General features: G+C 39.2%; 21 protein-coding genes, 1 tRNA gene and 1 pseudogene. 6 read left to right on the top strand and 17 right to left on the bottom strand.

Annotated elements, in window-relative coordinates; genetic code table 11:
- A pseudogene (locus tag IR083_RS24490) lies at positions 1-229 on the top strand (IS4 family transposase); the annotation flags it as partial.
- 408 nt (positions 230-637) lie between these two features.
- Here IR083_RS24490 and ahcY read toward each other — a convergent pair.
- Positions 638-2,056 (bottom strand): adenosylhomocysteinase, encoded by a 1,419-nt coding sequence (gene ahcY / locus IR083_RS15690; RefSeq protein WP_006801116.1) that lies wholly within the window; start codon positions 2,054-2,056, stop codon positions 638-640.
- A gap of 14 nt (positions 2,057-2,070) precedes the next feature.
- Entirely contained in the window at positions 2,071-3,153 is a 1,083-nt protein-coding gene (locus IR083_RS15685) for a mannose-1-phosphate guanylyltransferase (protein WP_044216659.1), read from the bottom strand.
- A 153-nt stretch (positions 3,154-3,306) separates the two neighbouring features.
- Between IR083_RS15685 and IR083_RS15680 the strand changes: the two genes are divergently transcribed.
- Positions 3,307-3,390: transfer RNA gene (locus IR083_RS15680), tRNA-Leu, on the top strand.
- 25 nt (positions 3,391-3,415) lie between these two features.
- On the opposite strand, the gene IR083_RS15675 is transcribed toward IR083_RS15680, so the two are convergent.
- From IR083_RS15675 to IR083_RS15660, 4 genes are all read right to left on the bottom strand, one after another.
- On the bottom strand, positions 3,416-3,904 hold the full coding sequence (locus IR083_RS15675) for a hypothetical protein (RefSeq protein WP_006801359.1): 489 nt from the start codon (positions 3,902-3,904) through the stop codon (positions 3,416-3,418).
- A gap of 175 nt (positions 3,905-4,079) precedes the next feature.
- Positions 4,080-4,955 (bottom strand): aminoglycoside phosphotransferase family protein, encoded by an 876-nt coding sequence (locus IR083_RS15670; RefSeq protein WP_006801358.1) that lies wholly within the window; start codon positions 4,953-4,955, stop codon positions 4,080-4,082.
- A 168-nt stretch (positions 4,956-5,123) separates the two neighbouring features.
- A complete protein-coding gene (locus IR083_RS15665) occupies positions 5,124-5,603 on the bottom strand; it encodes a GNAT family N-acetyltransferase (RefSeq protein WP_194225016.1) in 480 nt (159 codons plus the stop codon).
- A gap of 252 nt (positions 5,604-5,855) precedes the next feature.
- The gene (locus IR083_RS15660; protein ID WP_006801355.1) at positions 5,856-6,221 is read right to left on the bottom strand and encodes a winged helix-turn-helix transcriptional regulator; all 366 of its coding nucleotides are present in this window, start codon (positions 6,219-6,221) and stop codon (positions 5,856-5,858) included.
- A gap of 168 nt (positions 6,222-6,389) precedes the next feature.
- On the opposite strand from IR083_RS15660, the gene IR083_RS15655 reads away from it, so the two are divergent.
- Positions 6,390-6,917: a DJ-1/PfpI family protein gene (locus IR083_RS15655; RefSeq protein WP_194225015.1), complete on the top strand. Its 528-nt coding sequence runs from the start codon at positions 6,390-6,392 to the stop codon at positions 6,915-6,917.
- Between the two features lie 89 nt (positions 6,918-7,006).
- Here IR083_RS15655 and IR083_RS15650 read toward each other — a convergent pair whose 3' ends face one another.
- Positions 7,007-7,696: a Crp/Fnr family transcriptional regulator gene (locus IR083_RS15650; RefSeq protein ID WP_194225014.1), complete on the bottom strand. Its 690-nt coding sequence runs from the start codon at positions 7,694-7,696 to the stop codon at positions 7,007-7,009.
- An 85-nt stretch (positions 7,697-7,781) separates the two neighbouring features.
- Positions 7,782-8,456: a Crp/Fnr family transcriptional regulator gene (locus IR083_RS15645; protein WP_006801352.1), complete on the bottom strand. Its 675-nt coding sequence runs from the start codon at positions 8,454-8,456 to the stop codon at positions 7,782-7,784.
- Between the two features lie 115 nt (positions 8,457-8,571).
- Here IR083_RS15645 and IR083_RS15640 point away from each other — a divergent pair, with 115 nt between their 5' ends.
- From IR083_RS15640 to ung, 3 genes are all read left to right on the top strand, one after another.
- On the top strand, positions 8,572-9,438 hold the full coding sequence (locus IR083_RS15640; protein WP_194225013.1) for an ATP-binding protein: 867 nt from the start codon (positions 8,572-8,574) through the stop codon (positions 9,436-9,438).
- A 22-nt stretch (positions 9,439-9,460) separates the two neighbouring features.
- On the top strand, positions 9,461-11,101 hold the full coding sequence (gene hcp / locus IR083_RS15635) for a hydroxylamine reductase (RefSeq protein WP_194225012.1): 1,641 nt from the start codon (positions 9,461-9,463) through the stop codon (positions 11,099-11,101).
- 1,370 nt (positions 11,102-12,471) lie between these two features.
- Positions 12,472-13,134, top strand: coding sequence for a uracil-DNA glycosylase (gene ung, locus IR083_RS15630; protein WP_194225011.1), 663 nt, complete (start codon positions 12,472-12,474; stop codon positions 13,132-13,134).
- 176 nt (positions 13,135-13,310) lie between these two features.
- Here the strand turns inward: ung and IR083_RS15625 are convergent, their stop codons facing one another.
- The 9 genes from IR083_RS15625 to IR083_RS15585 all read right to left on the bottom strand — a co-directional run bounded on the left by IR083_RS15625 (position 13,311) and on the right by IR083_RS15585 (position 26,611).
- Positions 13,311-15,578, bottom strand: coding sequence for a GH92 family glycosyl hydrolase (locus IR083_RS15625; RefSeq protein ID WP_006801347.1), 2,268 nt, complete (start codon positions 15,576-15,578; stop codon positions 13,311-13,313).
- Between the two features lie 318 nt (positions 15,579-15,896).
- Positions 15,897-17,492, bottom strand: coding sequence for a RagB/SusD family nutrient uptake outer membrane protein (locus IR083_RS15620; protein WP_242052432.1), 1,596 nt, complete (start codon positions 17,490-17,492; stop codon positions 15,897-15,899).
- A gap of 36 nt (positions 17,493-17,528) precedes the next feature.
- Positions 17,529-20,849, bottom strand: a complete 3,321-nt coding sequence (locus tag IR083_RS15615) for a TonB-dependent receptor (RefSeq protein ID WP_242052431.1) — start codon at positions 20,847-20,849, stop codon at positions 17,529-17,531.
- A 370-nt stretch (positions 20,850-21,219) separates the two neighbouring features.
- The gene (locus tag IR083_RS15610; RefSeq protein ID WP_194225009.1) at positions 21,220-22,185 is read right to left on the bottom strand and encodes a FecR family protein; all 966 of its coding nucleotides are present in this window, start codon (positions 22,183-22,185) and stop codon (positions 21,220-21,222) included.
- Between the two features lie 79 nt (positions 22,186-22,264).
- Entirely contained in the window at positions 22,265-22,828 is a 564-nt protein-coding gene (locus IR083_RS15605) for an RNA polymerase sigma-70 factor (protein ID WP_194225008.1), read from the bottom strand.
- 114 nt (positions 22,829-22,942) lie between these two features.
- Positions 22,943-23,149 carry a hypothetical protein gene (locus IR083_RS15600; RefSeq protein ID WP_194225007.1) on the bottom strand — a complete coding sequence of 69 codons (207 nt, stop codon included), beginning with the start codon at positions 23,147-23,149 and terminating at the stop codon, positions 22,943-22,945.
- Between the two features lie 252 nt (positions 23,150-23,401).
- Positions 23,402-24,424, bottom strand: coding sequence for a peptidoglycan DD-metalloendopeptidase family protein (locus tag IR083_RS15595; RefSeq protein WP_006801341.1), 1,023 nt, complete (start codon positions 24,422-24,424; stop codon positions 23,402-23,404).
- Between the two features lie 8 nt (positions 24,425-24,432).
- Entirely contained in the window at positions 24,433-24,894 is a 462-nt protein-coding gene (gene ndk / locus IR083_RS15590; RefSeq protein ID WP_006801340.1) for a nucleoside-diphosphate kinase, read from the bottom strand.
- Positions 24,895-25,303: 409 nt separating this feature from the next.
- Positions 25,304-26,611: a solute carrier family 23 protein gene (locus IR083_RS15585; protein ID WP_006801339.1), complete on the bottom strand. Its 1,308-nt coding sequence runs from the start codon at positions 26,609-26,611 to the stop codon at positions 25,304-25,306.
- Position 26,612 lies beyond the last annotated feature (1 nt).

Below are 26,612 nucleotides of genomic sequence, written 5' to 3'. Positions count from 1 at the left end.
TGGGACTTCTGAAAATGCCGTCAAAATTCAAATATTTTCTGCTATAATAACCTATTGTCTTGTTACAATCATGAAACATGAATTAAAAATAAAAGTGTCCACTTATGAAATATTACGAATACTTAGTTTATCATTATTTGAAAGAATGCCAATAGAAAATCTTTTTAATAATAATGATACGCAGATAAACTATCAAAATGATACTCAATTATGTCTTAATTTTTTTTAGTGGACACTAGTGTATTGCATACGCCCAGTTGTGATATTTTGTTATGCGGGCGTATGCAATACGCCCCTACAGGCCTTCGATAGAAGTTGAATAATTTGATGCGTTTGCCCTGATCAGCTATTAGCTAAAAATGTGTTACCTTTGTTACTTTTAACTATATATAGTTAACGAATATAAAAATTAGAGGTAAAAAATACTGGAAAAACTGTCAGATGTGTCAGGTTTTAACATTGTATGGTTAATAAATGCAAATGTGGAGATGAGTTAGAATTTGCGTCATTGCGTGAGAATACTATTCACTGTAAAAAGTCCAATAAAAAATAATCTTTTCAAACCTTATTCTTAGGAGGAGGGATTTGAAAAGATTATTATGATGGTATCAACTTCTCGTTGATTATTTATTCAGAATCAATATCTGTAATGCTCCGGTTTAAACGGCCCTTCCACAGGTACTCCCAGATAATCTGCTTGCTCTTGTGATAATTTAGTCAGCTTTACTCCAATTTGTTCAAGATGTAAACGGGCAACTTCTTCATCCAGATGTTTTGGCAAACGGTATACATTCACTTCATAGTCGTTCAGCCAAAGTTCTATCTGAGCCAGCGTCTGGTTTGTAAATGAATTACTCATCACAAAAGACGGGTGTCCGGTTGCACATCCCAGATTCACAAGGCGGCCTTCAGCAAGCAAGAAGATAGAATGCCCGTCAGGAAAAACGTATTTGTCAACTTGAGGCTTAATGTTGATGTGTTTTATATTAGGGAAATTAACCAGCTTGTCTACTTGTATTTCATTGTCGAAATGGCCGATATTGCAGACAATAGCCTGGTCTTTCATACGTGCCATATGTTCGATGGTAATGATATCTTTGTTTCCTGTAGTAGTTACAAAGATATTCCCTTCCTTAACAGCATCTTCCATTGTGGTAACCTCAAAACCCTCCATTGCTGCCTGTAGTGCGCAGATTGGGTCTATCTCGGTAACGATAACACGTGCCCCGTATGAGCGCATAGAGTGTGCACAGCCTTTACCTACATCTCCATATCCTGCTACGACAGCCACTTTTCCGGCTATCATTACATCGGTAGCGCGTTTGATACCATCGGCAAGAGATTCGCGGCAGCCATACAGGTTGTCGAACTTCGATTTGGTTACCGAATCATTCACGTTAATGGCAGGAATAAGTAATTCGCCACGTTCCATCATCTGATACAGACGGTGAACACCTGTTGTGGTTTCTTCCGAAACCCCTTTCCATTCGGCAACGGTGCGATGCCAGCGATTGCTGTCATCTTTCAATATCCGCGACAAGGTATCTAAGATAACCTGTTCCTCATGATTCGAGCCTTTGCGGTTTATGGTTTCTGAATTTTCTTCAGCTTTATATCCCCAGTGGATAAGCAATGTTGCATCTCCGCCATCATCTACAATCAGATTTGGCCCTTTCCCTCCGGCAAAAGCAAGAGCTTGCTCTGTACACCACCAGTACTCTTCGAGTGTTTCACCTTTCCAAGCAAATACAGGTATACCTGCGGCAGCTATTGCGGCGGCGGCATGATCCTGAGTTGAGAATATATTACAGCTGCACCAGCGTATGTCGGCTCCCAGATCTTTTAGGGTTTCGATAAGTACGGCTGTCTGAATGGTCATATGGAGTGAGCCCATGATGCGTGCTCCCTTCAATGGTTTTGTCGCTCCGTATTTTTTGCGAAGTGCCATCAGCCCCGGCATTTCGTGTTCTGCTATTTCGATTTCTTTTCTTCCAAAGTCGGCAAGACTGATGTCTGCTACCAGATATGGTAAATCGGGTAAAAGTTGTTTTGACATGTATCTATTTTGTTTTAAATATATTTTTCTCCATATTTCAGCTTAACGTCAGCAACAAATTGTTTGATGCGTTGTTCCTCTTCTTTCTTACAGATAAGGAGGACACCGTCAGCTTCGGCTACGATATAACCGTCTAGTCCTTGTAAAACGGCTAATTTTCCGGCAGGCAAGGTAACTACATTTTCGGAACTATCGAAGAATAGTGTTTCGGCAATTAATGTAGCATTGGCATTTTCGTCTTTATCCGATATTTCGTACAAAGACCCCCATGTCCCTAGGTCCGACCATCCAAAATCTGCTGCTTGTACATATACATTGGTGGCCTTCTCCATCACTCCGTAGTCAATGGATATATTGGGACAGAATGGGAAATTTTCATCGATAAATGCTTTTTCTTTATCAGTTCCAAATGTGTCTAGTCCTTGGTCGAACCGGTTTGTTATTTCTGGTAGATATCGATGGAATGCATCGAGGATAGTGCGGTTGTTCCAGATAAAGATTCCGGAGTTCCAAAGAAATTCACCGCTTTCGTAAAATACTTTAGCCAATTCGAGATTCGGTTTCTCGGTAAATACTTTAACTTTGGTTACTCCATCTAATTGCTCTTCACTCATCTGGATGTATCCATAGCCAGTTTCCGGACGACTTGGGCGGATACCAAGGGTCAGAAGAGTATTATGTTTTTCAACAAAGGAGAATGCTTTCTGGATAATTGAGAGAAAGTCGTCTTCTTTCAGTATGAGATGATCGGAAGGAGCAACAACTATATTCGCATCAGGATTAAATGAGTTTATATGGTATGTGGCAAAGGCAATGCAGGGAGCAGTGTTTCTTCGCATAGGCTCTAACAGAACTTGATTCAGCTTCAATTCAGGAAGTTCGTCCATCACCATCTGGGCATACTCATTGTTTGTGACGATGTATATATTTTCAAGGGGAATTATCTTCCTGAATCTATCTACAGTCATCTGTAATAGAGACCGGCCGGTTCCAAAGAAATCGAGAAACTGTTTAGGACGGGCTTCACGGCTAAAAGGCCAGAAGCGGCTGCCTATACCTCCACTCATTATTACACAATAGTTGTTTTTATTATCCATACTGATTATAATTTCTGCAAAGTTACATTATACGAATATACAAACAAAACAAATGAGAACAATAGCAATGAGAAAAATATGCAATTCTTTTATAAAAAAGTTAAGGCAGGGTGTTTGATATATGAAAATATTGTGTACTTTTGCACCTCACAAGCCCAGATGGCGGAATTGGTAGACGCGCTGGTCTCAAACACCAGTGGATTCACTTCCATGCCGGTTCGATCCCGGCTCTGGGTACTCGAAAAGCCTAATGGATTATCTATTAGGCTTTTTTATTTACTAGTCGAGTTATTGTTTGTTGTCCAATTATATGTTTGCCATCGTATATATTAGTATAGTCACATTCAATATCTAAATTATCCCAACCCATTATTTCTAATATTCGCTTTGCCTTATTTCTGACAATACTCCAATCATTATTAGTATCCAATAATGAGTCATCCCAAAAATCAGAGCTCTTATCAACACTATACCTTTCAAAGATATCATTGAGTAACATTAACTCATCAAAAGCATCTTTAATTAACAATCGGTTATCTAAATATTGATTGTAAGACAATGTAAAATATGAATCAAAATCTAAAGCCATTTCATCTGGAGCAGCGCCTATTCCAATAATATACCTTTGTGTATCTGCATCACTTGATATTATAATGAGATTTTTTATTAATTCACCAAATTTCCACAAAATTTGGTTTTCTTCTTTATCAAAGTCACTTTGCCTATAATCGTATGTAGGTTCAAATTTCATAATATTATAATTTGATTACAAGATTCAAATATATACAATTTATGGTTTAGGTATCCACTCTCTCAATTCATAAATCAAGTCTAAGTCTTCAAGAAATTGGTTCGAGAATAGAACGTATAACGTTTAAGGGTACAAGGAAGGCCTGATAGAGAAATTTGTCAGGCTCTTCCGTTATTTAACCATTATAAATCTCATGCATTTTCAAATTTATCCGCACCCTTTTTACACATTGTTGAACTCCTTCTTTATCCTTTTTATCAATCAAGAACAACATTTCCATAAGAGGTAATAACTGTCGTCGTATTTCGACTTTCGCTTTCAAAATTTCATCTCCATCATATGCTAAAATTACTGCATCCAACATATCATCATCTTCTAATCCAACAAAATCATATGACTGATCATTATAACCAGCATCCCCAAAGTCTATCACTCCTACTTCAAGACTATCGGTTAGCAGAATGTTATTGTAGCCTAAATCGCCATGGCAAAAAACTTGTACTATCCCGAGCTTTTGCGACCTTTGCGGCAAGGTTGTTACCAAATCTTCAATAGCAACAAGTTCATTTTCATTGAAATGTTTTTTTAATGTGCGCTTTCTTCTATTAAACGATTTTTGAAACCATTCAAATATCTCACTTTCGTTATTTGGACTTTTCCCTTGGTAAGCGACTGTATGAAGTTTTTTTAAGAATAAACCTATTTGTGTACCTATTTTTCTCTTTTCCTCTTTAGTCAATGCATCTACAATCTCTGCCGACATTGATTTGCCCATCAGGCCATTAAGCACGATGTAAGTATTGTCTTCTTCAGAGCTACTGATCAAAGGAATATTTACATTAAACTTGTGATCTTTAATCAATTTCAGAATGTTTATCTCATGTTCAAATTCTTCTCTATATTGCTTATTCTTTAGAAATTTCAAAACAATTTCGCCTTTATTTACAATGTAAACACGACTTGTCCAACCATCTTCATTTAAAACAATGTTGTTTTCGTCAGCTACATTCGTCAGTTTTTTTACTATTTCCAATTCTTTACTTTTTTTCATTAGTCCAATCAATGAGATGATTTATTAATAGTTCTGTGTTATCTGAATTTATGGTTTCGGCATCTATTACCCCAATTCATCAATCAAGCTCAAATCTTCGAGAAATTGGTTCGAAAATAGAACGGTTAAGGTTACTGAGGCGGAGAGGAATCCTCTCTGCTATTTGTTTTATTTCTCATAGCTTGAGCCATTGTGTCGCCGGCCGGATATATTCATCTTCAAATAAATCATATCTTTTAATTGTTTCCCATTTTCAAATATTTCATGTTCGTAATTGTCTATGAAAAAGTTTTTTACCGTATGAGAATAAACAAATCCGAATTTTTTGTAGAATGATAATATTTTATCGTCTTCGCCCGTACCAAGTAATAGCGTATCACATCTATCTTTGTAGTATTCAATTACATGTTTTATCATTAAACTTCCGTATCCTTTCTCTTGCTCTTTTTCGTATGTTGCAATGTTTTTGATTTCGCAAGTATTTTCACCTTCTTGTGTTACAACACAAACGGTTTTTAAATCAGTGTCGTATAATGCAAATAATTCTCCTTTTTCTAAATATCTGGAAATCATATTTTCCTGTTCATCACCCAATAGGAGCAGGCTCATAAATTGTTCTTTATTCTCTCTAATTTTTTTTATTTCCATTTTATCACAATATTTTTAGTAGAAACAATATTAATGTAAATAAATGATATTTCAAGCTCGGTAGAATTCTTTTAAGGTATGCTACCGACATCCGCTCTTTCAACCTATGAATCGAATCCAAATCTATAAGAAATAATTCCGGAATATAATATCTGAGATCCTTATAATATAATGGCATGAGAGACTCCTCTTATGCCATCTCTTGTATTTTATGTGTAAATAAGTGCTGGTTTCCTGAATGTAAAAGAGTTTTTATAATTGCTTTTTCTTTTCATAGATCAGCCTTTCTTCAGCAATATCAGCCATGTTCTTTACAGCCCAATCCACAAGGTTGTTTAAATGAGGCATAAGCCCGTTTGCCGATTCTGTGAGGCAATATTCTACCCGTGGAGGGACTTCCGGATAGATAGTTCTTGCAATCAACCCGTCTGCTTCTAATGAGCGTAAAGTTACCGTTAGCATCCGTTGTGATATATCTCCTATCGATTTTTGGATATCACTGAAACGCATTGTTCCATTTACACTCAATGTTGTAAGCACAAGTAACGACCATTTGTCACCCAGTCTGCTCAGAATGTCTCTGATAGGACATATTTCGACCCTAAGAAAAGTTTTCATTTTTTTTCTGACTTATTATACTGTATATCAATGTTACTTACCTTTTTGTAATTTACTTACAAAAAAGTTTGGTCTTGTATATATTAATTATGAATAGTATGTTTGCATAACAAAAGTAATAAAGTTATCATAAGTAACTATGATGGTAAACACTAAAATTTAATAATCATGGCAAAAAAAATCGCAGTATTAGTAGTAAACCCTGTAAATGGGGCAGGGTTGTTTCAGTATCTGGAAGCATTCTTTGAAAATAATATTCCATATAAAACGTTTGCGGTTGCAGAAACTACAAGTGTGAAAACTAATTCGGGCATTAATTTGCAAACGGATGATGTGGTTGCTAATCTCAAAGGACGAGAAAATGAATACGATGCGTTAGTCTTCGCTTGTGGTGATGCAATACCTGAATTCGCAAAAAATGCAGAGAAGCAGTTCAATCAGGATATGTTGGCTGTGATGAAGAACTTCAGCGAACAAGATAAGATTTTGATTGGCCATTGTGCAGCCGCACTACTTTTCGACAATCTGGGAATCGTGAATGGGAAGAAAGTGGCTTTACATCCATTTGTTAAATCGGTGGTTAAAGGCTGTATCGGTACAGACGAAAAATCTGTCATTGACGGGAATATATACACGGCTCAAACCGAAGATGCAATTCCTTCCCTTATACCGGGCTTGCTGAAAGCCTTAATGTAATTGCCTTATTTAATAAACGGAAATGTACTAAAAGCGGGAGATATCAATTACTTTGATCTTTCCCGTTCTTTTATATAGTAAAGTATGTATCAGACGTATTTCAGTAAAGAAGAAATAGACAGTAATTCCACATTTCTGCCATCTACCTTTAATAAACCTTCGTCAGCCATCCTTTTTATTTCATTGGCTAATGCCGGCCTCGTCACACTCAGATATTCGGCCAGCTGAGTCTGGTTATGTTCCATCACAGATAATGTGTCGCTCTGTTTGTGCTCAAACAGATAATAGATAAAGCGGCTTCTGATGCTCTTATAAGATAATATCCGTAATCTGCTTACCGTACAGGCATTGCAGTTTCCGGTAAGTCGCAAAAAGTTTTTTAGAAGCTCGGGTTCTGAACTTATCAGTTTAAAAGCCGATTCTTTCGTCGCCTTAAATAAAATACCGTCTTCCACAACGGTGAAGGTCGCGGGAAATATACTATTCCCGTCAAACAGGTGAGGGGTGGCGAATGCCCGTGGGCCAATAAGGTTCTCCACCTTGACGTTATTACCCGACACATCAATGATATTTACCTCGAGATTTCCTCTCAGCAAGATGTACATATGCAGGCAGGGCGTGTTCTGACGGATAATAATTTCGCCTTTGGATATTTCGGTCACAGTATAATCCAGCTTATCTAACAAAGTCCTCTTCGCATCCTCATTCAGCCCCCTGAATAGAGGGATTTTGTGGATGATATTAATTTGTTGGTCGGTCAGATAATTATTGTGCTCCATCAATCTTGTACTTTAAGGTTTATCAAAGATAATTCTAGTTGTTTATTTTACAAAAAGAGTTACAGCTTTTTAGCAAGTATATTTCTTAAAAACGGACAATATGGATCAATCTGTTTTTATCCGTTATTGTAATCATTTTTTTATCGGCTGTTAACAATCCGTCGTGCTGCATATTTGAAAGTTCACGTTCCAGCGATTGGCGCGAAACTCCGAAGTATTCAGCCAGTGCACTTTTGGTTTTATCCAGTTCTATGGTATCCTCCTGTTTCATTTTCGATAAGTTAAGTATATATACAGCCAGCTTCTGACGGATAGTCCTGAAAGACATAAAATGAAGCTTCTTACTTAACCGGGATGCAAAGTCGGCCGAGATATCCAGATAATTCTTCAGCAGGGTCTGGTTCATACTCAGCATTCTGAGCACCGATTGCTTTGGTATCACCAATGCGGTGACATCCTCCCGCGCGATTGCCTGCACGGGGAAACGGTTATCCGGTCCGAATAGAAACAGGATGGCAAGAGGGCTTGGCGCATATATGTCTTCTACTTTCACTACCTTCCCTGAAGGATCGGTCATTTCCCCCTTTACACTGCCCGAAAGTAGTATAATGAGCCTGTTACATAGTTCATCCTGTAGGGCTAGGATCTCTCCTTTTTTGAAATGTGTTTCGGTAATATTCAGTTCCGAAAATATCTTTTCTACTTCTGCTTCATGTATTGAACGAAAAAGCGGAATCTTTTTTAATGCTGTTAAATCCATATTCTAATCTGTGTATTCAAAGATAAAGATATAATTATTTTGGCCAACGTCGCATATGTGACATATTTCAAACGTACTACCACCTTAATTTTGTAAAAAATAAAAAGGGTAGATAATGAAAAGAACGATCATAAAAATAGATGAAGAACTATGTGACGGTTGTGGTGCCTGTGTATCAGGTTGCCACGAAGGAGCTTTACAGCTTATCAATGATAAAGCCGTTATGATTAGTGATCTCTATTGCGATGGTCTTGGCGCTTGTATAGGAGAATGTCCTGTCGGTGCTATTACACTCGAAGAACGTGAAGCTGAACCCTACGACGAGTATGCAGTGATGGAACGCATGCTCCCGAAAGGGGAGAAGGTAATACTCGCTCACCTGAACCATCTGAAAGAGCATGAGGAGTATGAACTGTTACATCAGGGATTGGAGTATCTGAAAAAGCATAATGTGAAAGTGAACTTTCCTGCCGAAGATAAGCAAAACTCAATTACGCAAAACAAACCTGTAGCTTGTGGCTGTCCGGGTAGCATGATGCAGGAGATTAAAAGGCCTGCCGCATCCGGATTCACGATGGCTGCGCCTGCGATGGTGCAACCATCCGAATTAAGGCAGTTTCCTGTACAGCTTCATTTACTAAATCCGAATGCCGGATTTCTTCGAGGAGCGAACCTGTTGCTGGCCGCTGATTGTACCGCGTTTGCCAGTGGAGAGTTCCATAGCCGTTTCCTTAAAGGCAAGGCTCTTGCTATTGCCTGTCCTAAGCTGGACAGTAACATGCAGTCTTATATAGACAAGCTGATTGAGTTGATTGATGTGGCGCAGATAGATACTCTTACCGTGCTTATTATGGAAGTTCCATGTTGCGGAGGATTGGTGCGGATAGTACAGATGGCAAGGGAAGAGGCTAAGAGGAATGTACCGGTGAAAGTAATCGTGCTTTCGGTGCAGGGCGATGTGAAAAAAGAAGAATGGATTTAATCACTAACTAAAAAATATTATCATGGACATGTTTTGTTTTCAGTGTCAGGAGACAGCTAAAGGCACAGGTTGTGCATTAATGGGAGTGTGCGGTAAAACTCCGGAAGTTTCGAATATCCAGGATTTACTGTTGTTTGTAACCAGAGGGATTGCCGTATACAACAACGAACTGAGAAAAGAAGGAAAGGCTTCATCTACAGCGGACAAGTTTATTGTCGACGCTATGTTTATCAGCATTACCAATGCTAACTTCGATTTCGAAGCGATAAAGGAGAAAGTAAAGGAAGGTTTATCATTGAAAGCAGAATTATCTGCCCGGCTGGGAAATACATCTATTATTCTTCCGGACGAATGTACATGGAATGGAGATGAATCCCAGTTCATGGACAAAGCGCTTGAAGTAGGGGTACTGCGCACAAAAGATGAAGATATACGTTCGCTGAAAGAACTGACACATTACGGGCTTAAAGGTATGGCAGCCTATGCAGAGCATGCTTATAACCTGGACAAGACGGATGATGAGATATACATGTTTATGCAGCGCGCATTAGCTGAAATTACAAGAGAGGATATCTCTGTTGACGAACTGGTTGCCCTGGCTCTCGAAACAGGTAAATACGGTGTACAAGTGATGGCATTGCTGGATGCGGCCAATACCGGACGATTCGGGAATCCTGAAATCACACAGGTAAATATCGGTGTGGGAAAGAATCCGGGGATTCTTATCAGCGGACACGACCTGAGGGATATTGAAGAACTCTTGCAGCAGACCGAAGGTACTGGAGTAGATATTTATACACATAGTGAAATGTTGCCTGCACATTATTATCCGCATCTGAAAAAATATAAACATCTGGTAGGTAACTATGGCGGTGCATGGTGGCAACAAAAAGAAGACTTCGAGTCGTTTAACGGGCCAATCTTATTCACTACGAACTGTATTGTACCTCCTTCCAAAAACGCGACATACAGAGGACGGATATTTACCACAGGTGCTTCCGGCCTCGATGGAGCAAAACATATACCGGAGCGTAAAGACGGGCAGCAGAAAGATTTTTCGGAAATAATAGAAATGGCGAAAAACTGCCAGGCTCCGAAGGAAATCGAAAACGGAACAATCGTGGGTGGGTTTGCCCATGCGCAGGTGATGGCATTAGCCGATAAGGTTGTGGATGCCGTAAAATCGGGCGCAATAAAGAAATTCTTTGTAATGGCAGGTTGTGACGGACGCATGAAAGGCCGTAATTATTACACTGACTTTGCAGAGGCACTGCCTAACGATACGGTTATTCTTACTGCCGGTTGTGCCAAATACCGTTACAATAAATTGCCATTGGGCGATATAGGCGGTATTCCGCGTGTATTGGATGCCGGACAGTGTAACGATAGCTATTCATTGGCAGTTATCGCTCTCAAGCTGAAAGAAGTATTCGGACTGGAAGATATTAACGATCTGCCTATCGCTTTCAATATAGCATGGTATGAGCAAAAAGCGGTGATAGTATTACTAGCTTTGCTTCATCTGGGAGTGAAGAATATACATCTCGGACCAACTCTTCCGGGATTCCTTTCTCCGAATGTAGCGAAAGTATTGGTTGAGAATTTCGGAATCGGAGGTATCTCTTCTGTTGAGGAGGATATTGAAATGTTCCTTGCCAGCTAAGAATGTAAGCTAAGTATATAAGGATAGCCGGGTGCATTAGTGTATCCGGCTTTTATTTTGCGATTATATAGTGATATTAATCAGTAGTTAAGATTGCTCGTATTCCATTTGGGTAATGCTAAAATGAATATTCAGATGGAACGGGAATGTCTCTACAAACAGTATAAGTTAAGTTACATTAAAAACGTTTGCCCTAATCCATGATCAGGGCAACCCGAAAATCGAGAATTTTAGAATGCCGACCTGTTTGCATTTATTAACCATAGATAGTTAAAATCTGACACATCTGACAGTTTTTTCATCGTTTTTATCTTGTCTATTTTACATATGTTAACTATGTATTAATTCCAATCAGTAGTTAAAGTAATTATTGTAGTATAATATTGTTCTATTTTATCTAACGCGCCTATCGGCTTGTTTTTCATTTTGCCTTGATGCAAAACGAAACAAAAAATCAAGGCAGCATCCTCCGGCGACCCAAAACCGCAGCTGCGGTGGGGCAAAATAATACGGAATCATTTTTAGTTGGCTTATCAGCCGTGTATAGCAGCTACCCTATTTTGCCCTACACCTCCGCTTTATGGATTGGGTACCCCGCCTGCGGGACGAGGCCGTTACCGCGATGCGGCGACAAGACAGAGATTTTTCAGGCTTTAGCTCCGCGTGCGTCAGCCCTTGCGCATTAGTGACGCAGGCGGGGTACCCAATCCGTTGCAGACGGCGTAGAATCAAACGGGGCGATAGCCCGTATGTTTGATTCAGCCGTCAAAACGGTTTTGGGTCGCCGAGGAACGAAGCGCTAGCCTTTTGGTTCGTTTTGGGTAATGCCAAAATGAACGTTTAGGTGGAACGAAGTGGAGCATAAAAAAATAGAACATTAAATCTCAACTACTGATTCGCATTATTATTAAAATCTGACACATCTGACAACTTTGTTACAAGATATGAGTAGGGGCGAATTGAAAATCGGCGGAGCCAAATATTTTCCGCCCGCAGACCTTTTTCTATTTTGGGCGGAAGATATTCCGCCCCCTACAGTTTTCCAAAAAAGTAACAAAGGAAACACAGAAAACAATTAGTAAGTGAAAAACGAAAAGTGATAAATATTTTTCGTTTTTCACTTTCTACAATACTTCAAAGAACGTTTCCAAAATTAAGTTATATAGTAGAACTCCCTTTTCTAGTATACTATCTACTAGTACACTTAAAAATAGCATAGATAAACTTTCGACATAAAAATACATATTTCGTTTACCCTAATCCATGATTTATTTTTATCGGACTACATCACAAAAATTGTATCTTTATACCCGGCAATTTGTTAATTTAAACAGTTACTTAGTATCTAACATAAAACTAACCGACGAATTATGGATGTAAAAATAGAGGAAAGCTGGAAAGAACAGTTGATAGATGAATTCGACAAAGGCTACTTTGTAAAACTAACTGATTTTGTAAGAAATGAATACCGTACAAAACAAATATTCCCTCCTGCGAAATTAATATTCAACGCTTTCGAACACACTCCATTCGATAAGGTAAAAGTGGTCATTCTCGGGCAAGACCCGTATCATAACGACGGTCAGGCTCACGGCTTGTCCTTTTCAGTACCTGATGGTATGCCCGCCCCTCCCTCTCTGGTAAATATCTTCAAAGAAATAAACCGTGACATGGGAATCCCTGTTCCCAGATCGGGTAATCTGACACGCTGGGCAAATCAGGGTGTACTGCTTCTCAATGCTACACTGACAGTACAGGCGCATATGGCCGGGTCGCACCAGAAAAAAGGTTGGGAAGCGTTTACCGACGCTGCCATACATAAATTGGCAGAAGGGCGTGAAAATATCGTATTTATCCTATGGGGTGCTTATGCCCAGAAAAAAGCAGCATTCATAGATGCAAATAAACATCTCGTATTAAGATCTGTACACCCATCTCCATTATCCGCGCACAACGGATTCTTTGGAAATAATCACTTCAGTGAAGCAAATAAATATCTGAAATCGAAAGGAATTGAACCAATTGAGTGGTAGATGTGTTAATAACATATAACAGGCGATAAGCCTGTTGCTTCATTAATGCATTGTTGATTTCTGCCATACCATTTTCAGGTATTAATGGACTAAAAAAAATCAAAGCCGCGAGAATCACTTCTGGCGGCTTCACCCTTAATAAAAATCCCTATGATGTGTAAAAGGGATTTTATATCTTATATTTCACCTTTTGTACCCCAGGTTTCGGACGGTTTGTCTCCCATCACGAACTCCAATGTACCTCCGGCTTCTATATCTTTAAAGTCTATATAGAACTTATCATAGTCTTTGCCGTTGAGAGTCACACTCTGTATGTATTTATTGGCTACACTATTATCTTTTGCTACAATTCTGAAAGTCTTGCCGTCTTTCACCTTAACGGTTGCTTCATTTATAACGGGACTTCCGAAAATATATTTACCTCCGGCAGGCTCAACCTGATAAAAACCCAGAGCGGACAATACATACCATGCCGACATCTGGCCTACATCCTCATTTCCTGAAAGTCCGGCGGGTTGGTCGTGATAAAGTTCCGACATTACCTGACGTACCTTATCGGCAGTCTTCCACGATTGACCGATGTAAGGATATATATACAGGATATGGTGGCTAGGCTCGTTTCCATGAGCATATTGACCTATCAGCCCGCTGATATCCGGAGATGCGTGCTCTCCCAGCGAACCCTCTACGACAAACAGGGAATCGAGCTTCTGAACAAACGTTTCTTTGCTGCCGAACAGGTCCACAAGCCCTTTCAGATCGTGCGGCACCAGCCATGTGTACTGCCATGCATTACCCTCTGTATAATCATTGTCACGGTGAACTGACTCGAATGGATTGAAAGGAGTCCTGAACTTACCGTCAGACGACAGACCTCTCATGAATCCTACCGATTTATCGAAATAGTGTGTATAGGATTTACTCCGTTTCAGGAAGTAGTCATAATCTTCTGTCTTACCCATTTTTTGAGCCACCTGGGCTATACTCCAGTCAGCGATAGCATATTCCATACATTTCGATAGACCTTCACTCTCTCCTTTATCGTAAGGGATATAGCCGTATTCTTTCAGGTACTTCAGGCCTCTTTCATCGAGCATCGCAGAATTCTTCATTGCTTCGAATGCCAGTTCTTTATCAAAGCCGTCATAACCTTTCATTATAGCATCGGCTACAACCGAAATACCCGGATTGCCTACCATGCAATCGGTCTCGCAACCCATCAGATGCCATACAGGCAATTTACCCTGCTGCTTATATATTGTCAACATCGTATTGACAATATCGTTCATCTTTTCCGGATGTATGATCGACATCAACGGATGAGCGGCACGATATGTATCCCACAACGAGAATGTGGTGTAATTCTTAAATGCGCCTTTCTCATGCATTTGTCCGTCAGAACCTCTGTAATCGTTATTCACGTCACAGAATTCGGAAGGTGCTATCATTGTATGATAAAGTGCTGTATAGAATGTACGCTTAGTTTGCTCGTTGTCCGTTGTAATAATGATTTTGTTTAGCTCTTCGTTCCATGCTTTGTCAGCATCGGCAACAGTCTTCTCAAAATCCCAGCCTGAAAGTTCAGCCTGCATATTCAGTTTTGCATTATCTATACTTACCGGAGACAAGGCCACTTTTACAAATATATTCTCTTTATCCTTTGTATCGAACAATACCTGTCCGTAGGCCCTTGTCGCTTTTATCGTATTGCCTTCCTGCACAGCAGTAGTATCCGAAACAACAAAACCCTTCATAGGCTTGGAAAAAACAGCTGTGAAGAAAACCTTTTGGTCATTAGCCCAGCCTTTCGAATAGCGGTAACCCGATATGACAGAATCATTCTCCTGTGTCAGATAACCTTCCACGGGGGCATCCCAGCCTATACCATGCTGCAGGTCGATAATAATTTTCGACGAGTCGGACTGAGGGAACGTATATTTATGAAAACCGACTCTTTTAGTTGCTGTCAGTTCCACATCGACATTGAACCTGTCGAGGTGTACTGCATAATAACCGGGTTTCACTTTTTCAGTTTCCCTTCTGAATAATGAATAAATCCCCGATTTAGGATCTTTCAGATTTCCCCGTGTAAGCTTTACATCGCCGGTAGCCGGCATAAAGCCGATATCACCAAGGTCACCTATTCCCGTGCCACTCAGGTGCATATGTCCGAATCCGATAATTGTGGAATCGGTGATATGATAACCCGAACACCAGTCCCAGCCCTGAGAAAAGTTTGTAGGACCTAATTGTACCAATCCGAACGGAACGTCGGCTCCTACAAATACATGCCCATGGTCACCGGTCCCGATATAAGGATCGACATACTGGGTAAGATTTATAAGTTCCGAGTCTTTTTCCGGTTCATTACATGAATAAAACAAAGCGCCTGAGATGATACCCAAACAGATTGTTTTTGCAATGCGATTAAAATTCGATCTCATTGTCTGATTTTTAATTATATATTTAGTTTTGTTTATATTCGATTTATAGTTTCCAAGCCCGCTCTACGATATCTGAAGGCATTATTATATCCAGAATTAATCAAAGATTCACAGGCAACAATTACAATTATGACAAATTTACATAATAAACTGAAACAAAAAGACATTTGTTAATCATTTAATAATTTATAACAGATAAAGAATAGGGTCGCCTTCCCAGGCAACCCCCTTCTTTGCCTTTTCTGAAAAACCTAATACCTCTCAGAAATGAATTCAAATACAGAAATCATAAAGGCTTATATTGTCCAGGCACAAGTTCTAGTAACCCGGATTGTTTTGTCCCAACTGAGGATTACGCTGCATCTCTGTATCTGAAATAGGCCACAACAGATGTTTCTCCTGGAAAGTAGCACCCCAAGGGTTTTTAGCTCCTATAACATTTACAAATGTTACTTTTCCTTTATTTGTAGCCGAAGTAACCGGATACATGCGGGTACGTTGAATATCATCCCATATCTTATGTTCCAGAGAAAATTCACGTATACGTTCTGTCCATACTTCTTGTATAAATGCATCTTTAGACAAGCCGGTAAGACTTGCTACGATCTGTTCTTTTGTCATTTTAGTATAAGCACGTGCACGTACATCCGCCAGGTAACCTGCTGCCTCTGCTGTTACACCTTCGCTTTGGGCTATGGCCTCAGCTGCAATAAGCAATACTTCCGGATATCTCATAATAGGGAAATCTCTGCCGCTCACACCTGTTTCAAACATAGCTTCTTCATCGAAATAAAACCATGGAGACGGTTGTTCAAATTTTGCAGTGACTTCTTTTCCATCTTTAGTATAAGTATACTCATTAAAGAAAAACTGTCTTTCAGCAATACGTAGGTCATTAGCCGGGTCATATGCATTGATAAGGGTAGGCATAGGCCTGATGGCATTATTGGTCAGCGTATATTTGAAAACGCCCCATTGAGCAGCAAACACAGGAAATGAAAGCTGAGTCCAGTTACTTGCATAACCGGCAACACTAGACGAACGTTCTCTTGTGTAAATATATTCTGTCAGATTATCATCTGTACGCAAAATATTATAAGCGCTGTTTTCTCCATTATCCTTATTCTGAGTCAAGGTAAGTTTATTACTTGTAATAATATCTCGCGCTACAGTTGCAGCTTTCGCATAACTATTTGCAGATAAAGGATAACCGCTCATTTGCAGGTAAACATTAGCTAATAATGCATCAACGGTGGTCTTCGATATTCTGAAACCATTCTTCACAAAAGCTTCTTCCTTCAGTACGGATCCTGCATCTTTCAGGTCTGTTTCTATCTGACCATATATCTGTGCAGTTGCTGTCCGGGATAAATATAGGTCATCTAATGATTCGAACGGATCTAATGTCAAAGGAATATCACCGTAACTTTTTACCAGATGAAAATAATTCAAAGCACGGAAAAATTTAGCCTGAGCCACCAATTGGTCTTTCTCATTTGAGGCGAAATTAGGGTCGGTGATACCGGGAATATATTTTATTGCTGTATTTGCCCGTCCGATTGCCTGATAGCAATACCTCCACGAATCTCTCATCTCGTTAGTTATATTGGCCGGAGAAATCGTCAATTCCTGACAATACTGAACAATCACTTCCTGTCCCTTATATTCATTGTCATACAGACCTGAAAGGAAAGGGCCATATGCAATTCTCGCTCCATTGTATACCCCTGCATCATAGAAAGTAGGGAATCCCGTAGCATATAAGGCATTTACTCCTGCCCGGGCATGATTTGCTGTTTTATAGTATTGTCCCAGGGACATATCTTGTTGTGGTTTTTCTTCAAGAAAACTATCACAGGATGTGACTGCGCCCAGAAAGAATAAACTCACTAATCCTAAAAATATATTTTTCATTTTCATAGTCTTTTTCATATTTATATTCCAGGGTTATTAAAATGTTGCGCTGACACCAAAGGTAAATGTACGTGGTTTAGGGTATTGGAAGAAGAACATGTTCTGCCCCCATTGGTTATCACCTTGTGATGTTGCTTCCGGATCATATCCTCTGAAATCACTTGATTTGATCAGGAATGCGTTGTTCACACCAAAATAAACGCGCAAAGAGCTTAGAGATAATGGCTTGATCATTTTAGGGTTGAATGTATATCCCAACTGGATCAGATTAGCACGCAAATACGAACCATCTGCTACCCAACGTGAATCCAGTTCGGAGCTTTGGCCATCTCTGGCTCCATTACGGATTGCCTGTACAATTGTATTCGGATTAGACGGGGACCATGCATCATGTAATATGGCTTTTTCACCGTTAGTCAGACCGAAACGGTCTTCCAAAGAGTGAGTAAACTGCTGAAGCACATCCACACCCAGAACAAACTGCATATCTACAGTCATATCAAAGTTCTTATAGCGGAAATTATTGATAAAGCTACCTGTAATATCAGGAATACCTTTACCGAGAACTTTCTTCTCAGCTGAACGCTTCGCCTGACCGACTATCTGTCCTGACGGAATCCGGCCGGCAGCCTTATCTTCTTCTGTCCAGATACCAAGTCTTTCGTAACCCCAGAATGAACTGAGCGATTCACCTACACGTAAGATTGTCTGCGGGCCTGACACCCAACTCGGATCAGGGAAAATATCTTCATTATTTTCACCCAGAGCATTGATCTTATTCTTATTATAGTTCATATTCAAGGTTGTACCCCATGTGAAGTCGGAGGTTTCAACATTAGTAGAACTGATTAATATGTCAACCCCCTGATTGGTCACTTCTCCCATATTCGACATCACCGACGAATAACCTGTATGATAAGGGACAGGCCGTGCCAATAATAAGTCTTTAGTCTTTTTATTGTAATAAGACACATCGAAGTTCAATCTGTTTCTGAATAATCCTAATTCAATACCCACATCGAAAGTGTATGTTTTTTCCCATTTCAGGTCAGGATTAGCCAAACGGTCAGGCCATGCAGTAGGAACAAGAGAACCGTTTATCAATGTTGTACCCGAACCCATCATAGCCAGAGATTGATACACAGGAATTTCAGAGTTACCTGTGATACCATAACTGGTATGCAACTTGAGGTTACTTATTGCATTAATATCTTTCATAAAATCTTCGTTTGACATCAACCAGCCAAGACCGGCAGATGGGAAGAAAGCATATTTATTATTTTCACCGAAACGGGATGATCCGTCTATACGACCTGTCAGTGTAGTCATATACTTATCGTTATAGGTATAAGCGGCTCTGAGGAAGTATGAGTTCATAGACCATTTCTGATATTCCGAACCCGGTTTTTCAGGCAATGTACCCACTCCCATATTATTAGTACCGTAGAAGTCGTCAGTGAAACCTTTTGTCTGGCTCTGATTTGTCCTGAATACTCTTTCCTGCCAAGAAAGACCTGCCATGAGATTAATCCGGTGTTTATCTAAAGTTTTCAGATAAGTCAGATAAGTCTCTTCCTGCCAGAAAAACATATTTATATCTTTTATACGTGCATCTCCATTAGGATAAGAGATGTTAGACAGATCGGTCGGAGAATAATCTCTTTCTTTATCAAAGTGGCTGTCGATACCGAATTGTGTTTTCAAATCCAGTCCCGGTGCTAAATGGAATGTCAAAGCTGCATTACCGAATATCTGAGTACGGTATCTCATGCGCTCCTGAGTTTTCAGTACGTGTACAGGATTAGCCATACCTTCAAGCCCCAGTTCATCCGATATAGAAGTAGAATTAGACCATCCTCCATCAGGAAATTTAACCGGCATAAACGGAACCATCTCCAGCATAGAACGACGTGGCATCTGATGGCCACCTGTTTCTTCCGCCTCATTACCCCATGTATGATTTACCAATAAGTTTATAGCGGTAGACAGCCATGCAGTAGGTTTGGCATCATATGCCATCTTTGCATTCAGACGTTTCATATATGAATTCAACATGATACCTTGTTGATCGGTATAGTTTAGGAAAGCACCTACAGACGAATCTTTTCCTCCTTGCTGTATACTCAATTGATGATTGTGAGAGAAAGCTGTGCGTGTTGCTTCTTTTTGCCAGTCAGTATCATAGATAGGTTTCCCATCTGACGTGAACAAATTCGGATCCTTAAAATAGTCTTTAACATTCAGTGAATAGTTTTTTCCCTGATATTTATTAGCATTAGCCTGACCAATCATAAATGCTTCCATCCATTCTTCAGAGTTCATTACATCTATATAGTTAGCCATTGTGCTCATACTTACCGACCCATTGTAACTGATCTTCACACCTGTACCGGTTAGTCCGCGCTTAGTAGTTACCAATATTACACCATTTGCACCACGTGCACCGTAGATAGCAGCAGACGATGCGTCTTTCAGTACCTCTACGCGTTCGATATCGTTCGGATTCAAAAATTTAAAATCATCCATAGCAACACCGTCCACTACATAAAGAGGATTGGACGATGCATTGATAGTACCTATACCGCGAATCATCACGCGCGAAGCACCTCCAGGCTGTCCCGAGTTTGAGAAAATATTCACCCCGGAAGCTTTACCTTTCAGTCCGTCGAGAGCACCGAATGATTGTTGCTTGAGTATTTCATCTGATTTAGTAACAGATATCGAACCTGTCACATCTATCTTACGTTGCACACCATAACCGACTACCACTATTTCGTCCAGTACCTTCACATCTTCTGTCAAAGTTATATTCACAAGACTTTGTCCTTTCAATCCTACTTCCTGAGAAAGGAATCCGATAAATGAAAAAATTAATGTAGCATTCGGGTTTGTTACCTTGAGCGTGTATGCCCCGTCAATATCGGTTACAGTTCCGGTAGTGGTCCCTTTTACAGCGACACTTACCCCGACCAAAGGTTCACCCTGTTCGTCCAGAACCTTACCGCTAATTGTTTTTCCTTCCTGTAAAGGAGTATTTACAGAAGATACTTCCGGTTCATTTCTATTCGACAAGATGATATGTGAACCCTCCATCGAATAGTTGACATTCGTTTCTTTAAACAAATCGTTTAATACTTGGTAAACAGGCTTGGTATTAGCCTTTACCGACACTTTCTGATCTGTTTCTACTTTATCATTATAAATAAAAAGATAATCGGTCTGCTTCTCTATTTCTGTCAGTACCTTATCGAGCCTGATGTTTTTTTCATTGATTGTAACTCTTGCTTTTTGTGAATAAGAGTCTTCAGCATAAATAGAGAGGATTCCGACGAATAATAACAACGTCGTGATTTTCATGATTCTAAAAAAATGTTTAATTTTTTCATTTTTCAACAAAAAGCGGTCGTGAAAAACTTTATTTTCCATAGATTTACGATGTTTTTGATTAATATGATCTAAAAATTGTATTGATTTTCCAGCCAATAGGTGTTGCCGCACTTATTGGCTTTTTCGTTCACACGATAAAAGCGTTTTTAGATGTTTCCCATAGGCGATCTTTTTTATAAGGTTAAACTAAACAATGATTGTATCTACTCATTAAATAAATTACAGAAAACAAATAACAAATTTTAACACTATATTCCCTTTCCTTATGCGGTTATATGTCTTTTCCGGATATAATTCTATCCACTACACATCTATTTTTGTTTACACTACTTATCAACATCTACTTTATATGCACAATATGCTTTTCGGTATCCCTTTCATATTTAAACTTAACATCTTTCTGCAATACACGTAAAGCATAATCCACTCCATCAATAACACGGAATTTACCTGTGTATATAAGATTACCAACCTTAGGATTTTCGATCACGATTCTTACATCATATACCTTTTCAAACGATTTCATTATTTGGGCAAATGATTCATTCTTGAAGCTAATCAGGCCATCCTTCCATTCATAAGCACTAAAGTCGTCTACATATGCGGTTTCTAATTTTCCGTTTTTCAGATATGCCTTATTACCAGGAGTTAATATTATCGACTGCAAAGAATCACATACAGTTCTAACTTTTACTTTCCCCTCCATCAGCACAGTTTCAAAGCTATGGCTATCAGGATAAGCCATTACGTCAAACTTTGTACCCAGTGCCTGGATTATTCCATCCCGCGTTTTAACAAGAAAAGGGACTTCTTTGTCCTTAGCCACATCAAAATAAGCCTGTCCATCCAACAGTATCAACCGTTCCTTTTCGTTAAAAGATACCGGATATTTTATTGTTGTCTTGGCATTCAGCCACACATCGGTACCATCGGGTAATACTATGTTCAGACGCTGCCCGGCAGGTACTGAAATAGTTTGCATTGCGACCAGTTTATTACTCTTATTTATGTGGATAAAATAATACCAGCTACCCAACAAAGTAATAGCTACAATTGCCGCTATTTTTATAAGTTCTCTGAAATAGCTAGATATACGCGGACGATTTCCTGATACTACAGATTGGCTCTCTATATTCTCTTTAATATCCGGCTCTGTCGTATTAAGGACTACAGCATCGAATATTTTACGTTCTTCGAAAAAACGTTTTTCATTTTCCGGAGAATCCGTTACCCACTGTCTTATTGTCTCATCTTCCTCCTGAGTTGTAAGACCCTCAAAAAACTTATATAGTAATTTAAAATCCATTTTTTATTAACCTCTATATAAATAACAGATGAGGAGCAAACATCCCTAGTGAAAAAAACAGTTTTTTTTAAAATTCCTTTTATATGGAAAAAAATGACAAAAATACAGACATGTAGTCTTTAAGGCCGGACCGAAGTTGCGTCAAGGCCTTTGTGATATGAAACTCAACACCTTTCGTTGTAATATTCAAAGCATCTGCAATCTCTTTATGTGTCTTATTTTCGTATCTGCTCATTTTAAATACTTCCAGTGTTCTTCCTGGTAAAGCGGCCAACGTTTGATTTATGATATTTTCTATCTCCACCGAAAAAACTTCTTCCGGATCGCACGCCGAAAGTGTTGTTATGCGTATATTAAGCTCCCAATGAGCTATATCCTGAATATTATCCAAAGTTTTGATCTGTATTTTTTTATGCTGAAGATGATTAAGGCATTTATTTTTTATAATAGTCAACACATAAGCCCTTACATTGGAACCTGGCTCCATATTGGCTCTATTCTCCCAGCACGTCATAAACGCCTCAGTTGTGATATCTTCAGCAATGGATATATCTCTCACATAAGTATTCGCAAAACGAATAAAACGCGGATGATAATCCGTATAAAATTTATTGAACGATTTCAGATCAAAAGGCTCTGTCATATTATTGCAGTTTTATATGTGCAGGAGAAGTATTGTTAATCATAAGTATAAATACATATAAGGTACTATCGTTCTCTGTATTAATAGACAATACGTATAATGGCTTTACCCTGATCAATAAATCAGGGTAAAGCCATTATGTACTGAGGTAGTGTTACTCTCTCTCTTTTTCTTTCTTTTTTTCTTTTTTTTTCTCTCTCTCTCTCTCTCTCTCTCTCTCTCTCTCTCTCTCTCTCTCTCTAATAAAATAATGCTAACTCCCAAATGTTCAGGAGAAAAATAAATACAATAAGATATTATTTTCTGTATTTTTTTTTGCATAAACACTATTTATACTTACTCCAACGGAACACCGGTTATATTACTCCACACCTTATCCGGTTCAAAACACAAAGTTGTAAAAAAAATATTAAAACAAAAGAATTATTCCTTAATTAACTAACTAAAGCTGATAGAGAGAAACAATTCTCTTGCAAAACAAATACCGGCCCTCTACTTATATAATAAATAACAAAGGCTGTAAGAATTAGTTCTTACAGCCTTGTATTTATGCGTAAATTAACTTAATAATGATCAAGATACCCTTAGTGATTTTCCCAGACGCAATGTTGTTTTTGTGGTAATGCTGTTCAATGAACAGATTTTACTTACTGTTGTCCCATATTTGCGGGCTATTGCGCCTAATGTATCACCAGATTTTATACGGTGGTAATTAACATTACCTGAAGCATATTTATTTTTTACATTTGCTTTCGAGCGGGTAGTGGTAGATGCCAATGTGTTTACGTTCACTCCTTTCGAACTTCTGCTATAACTATCAGCTGTTACCAAATAAGTATCCTTATGGCATACTTTATTCTCGAAATCAACTATTTTTATAGGATTAATAGGGTTTCCCAAAAAACGGATCTCGAAATGGAGATGTGAACCTGTGGAACGACCGGTATTTCCACCTAACGCTATAGGATCACCTGACTTTACAACATCGTCTTCTTCTACCAAAAATTTAGATAAATGCCCATATACAGTCTCCAATCCATTCGGGTGGCGAAGTGCCAGATAATAACCATATCCACGGCGCTCGTACTGCTTCACACGTACTTTTCCATCAAATGCCGCATAGATAGTATCGCCGGTCTGCACCTTCAAATCTATACCATAATGCATTCTGCGACGACGAGGGCCGAAGTTGGATGTTATATACCCCATAGTAGGCATTGTAAAATTGGCCAGGTTTACAGTAAATGTATCGGGTATATTTTCTATTGAACGGTAAGCGTTTACGTAACGGTTGTTCCAGATGCCGCTATAAAGGTCTTCGGCCGGGATCTCATCTGCTGCAAGCACACGTTCTTCCTGAACTTCCTTCAAAATGGAAAGATCTCTTTTGATCTTTATACCATCGGCATAAAGATTATTGGCATTCATCCGGCTGTGACGTTGTTTATACTTTAATTCGACTCTGTCGGCATTAGATTCTGAGGTATTGTCAGTGTGTTGGGCAAAGCTACTCATAGGTAGTAAAAACATAGCTGCTAAAGGTAGTAGTCTCAGTTTTTTTAAGCCCTCGGTCAAACTGTTTTTCTTTTCTTGCATAATATAATTTAAATCTCGTCACATGCATACAAGTGTGCATATGTAGATAGTTTATAATCAAAAATCTCGTTATCTGCGAAAAATCTTTTTAATTCTATTCTTGCCGACTCTGCGGAATCGGAAGCGTGTACAATATTTTCCTGGGCACTTACCGAAAAATCGCCTCTGACAGTTCCTGCGGCAGCCTCGCGTCCGTTGGTCACTCCAATTAAAGAACGGACTACCTTAGCCGCATCTATCCCCTCCCAGCATTGAACTACAACAGGGCATATTTGCATAGAATCTTTTACTCGTTGAAAGAACGGACGTTCTTTCAGATGTGCATAATGTTCGTTTAAAATAGTGTCGGTCAACTGCATCATCTTCATCCCTGCCAATCGTAAACCTTTCTTTTCGAAGCGGGAAATAACCTCTCCCATCAACGCTCGTTGAACGCATGAAGGTTTCAGAATCACAAGGGTTTTCTCCATAATTTATGTTTCGAAATGAATACGATTTTGTTTATATAACCGTCAAATATAAAACTATTTTCAAAAGCTCGCAACCTCATCTCCTGCAAAAAAGGACTATTTAACAGCATTTTCCACATGTTTTACAGCATACTTTTAGGTAAACCGCTTAAAAATAGAAAGATAACAAACGGACCGTCAATCACAACTGTTAACTTATTATAACATGGTGAAAATACGGTATTTATTATTTTTATACTCTGAAAAGAGAATAAGGCCAGACACAAGAATTGTGCAGGATATAAAAAAGAAGAGCGTTATATAAAGTTGTGTATACTCAAAATAGCCCGGACTTCCGGAAATAAAAAGAGATGAGTTATGAATTATAAACACCAATGATATAATTCATAACTCAAAATTAGTTTTATGCTTAATCTTTAAACATTTCGTCGAAATCTACAACTTGCTTCCCAGGTAATACCTGATTCAACACGACACCGATAATAGAAGCAAGGGCCATCCCCTCAAGCGAAAACATTTTTCCTATATGAATAGCAGCCCCTCCAATACCGATAACCAGGATAACTGACGATATAATAAGATTGCGCTTACGGCTGAAATCCACTTTATTCTCCACCAACATACGTAATCCGCTGGAAGCAATAATACCAAACAATAAGATGGAAACCCCTCCCATTACCGGAGTTGGAATTGTGGTAAGCAAGGCTGCTATTTTACCGCAGAAACCAAACAAAATTGCAAATATGGCAGCACCCACAAACAGATAAATACTGAATGCACGCGTGATAGCCAACACGCCGATATTTTCGCCATATGTTGTTACCGGAGGTCCACCAATGGAGGCGGCTATCATTGTGGCGACACCATCTCCGAGCATAGACCTATCAAGGCCGGGATCTTTTATCAGATCTTTATTTACAACTTTACTAAGTACTAACTGATGACCAATATGCTCGGCAATAGGAACAATGGCTACGGGAACCATCATCAGGAATATCCTCCATGTAAATGAAGGCGTATAATGAACAAAAGGTATTTCGAATGGAGGAAGTTGGATCCATTTAGCATCTATGACGGGCTGCAAATTGACAATACCCAGAATTATTGAGAATATATATCCTCCTACGATACCAACAAGGACAGGTATCACGCTTAGGAAACCACGGGTAAATATTGCTGTAAGGACAGTTATAGTAAGAGTAACAAGGCCAACTATAACATAGGTAAGGTCATAATCTCCGGCCGGATTGTTTGTAGACATATTCACCGCCGTAGCCGAAAGACCTAATCCTATAACCATTATAACTGGTCCCACAACCACAGGAGGTAATAATTTCATCAGCCATTTTGTACCCGCCTTGGTAATAATCAAAGCGACAACAGAGTAAGTAACCCCGACAAGAAAACTACCAACAAGAAAACTACCCATGCCTACTCCCGATGCAGGATCAAGTTCCAAGGCTTTTACTGCGATAATAGGATTGATAAAGGCAAATGAAGACCCTAAATAAGAAGGTACCTTCCCCTTCGTTATTGCAATAAAGACAAGTGTGCCTATACCACTGGAGATCAATGCTACTGCAGGACTCATTCCTGTCAGTGCAGGAACTAAAACCGTAGCGCCAAACATGGCGAATAAATGCTGAATACTCAACAGCAGCCATTGTGCCGGCCTGGGCTTCTCTTTAATTCCTAATACTACTTTTTTCTCTTCCATT

It is taken from the genome of Dysgonomonas sp. GY75 (assembly GCF_015234155.1).
Lineage (GTDB): Bacteria > Bacteroidota > Bacteroidia > Bacteroidales > Dysgonomonadaceae > Dysgonomonas > Dysgonomonas gadei.
This window is presented reverse-complemented; position numbering and strand designations above follow the sequence as displayed.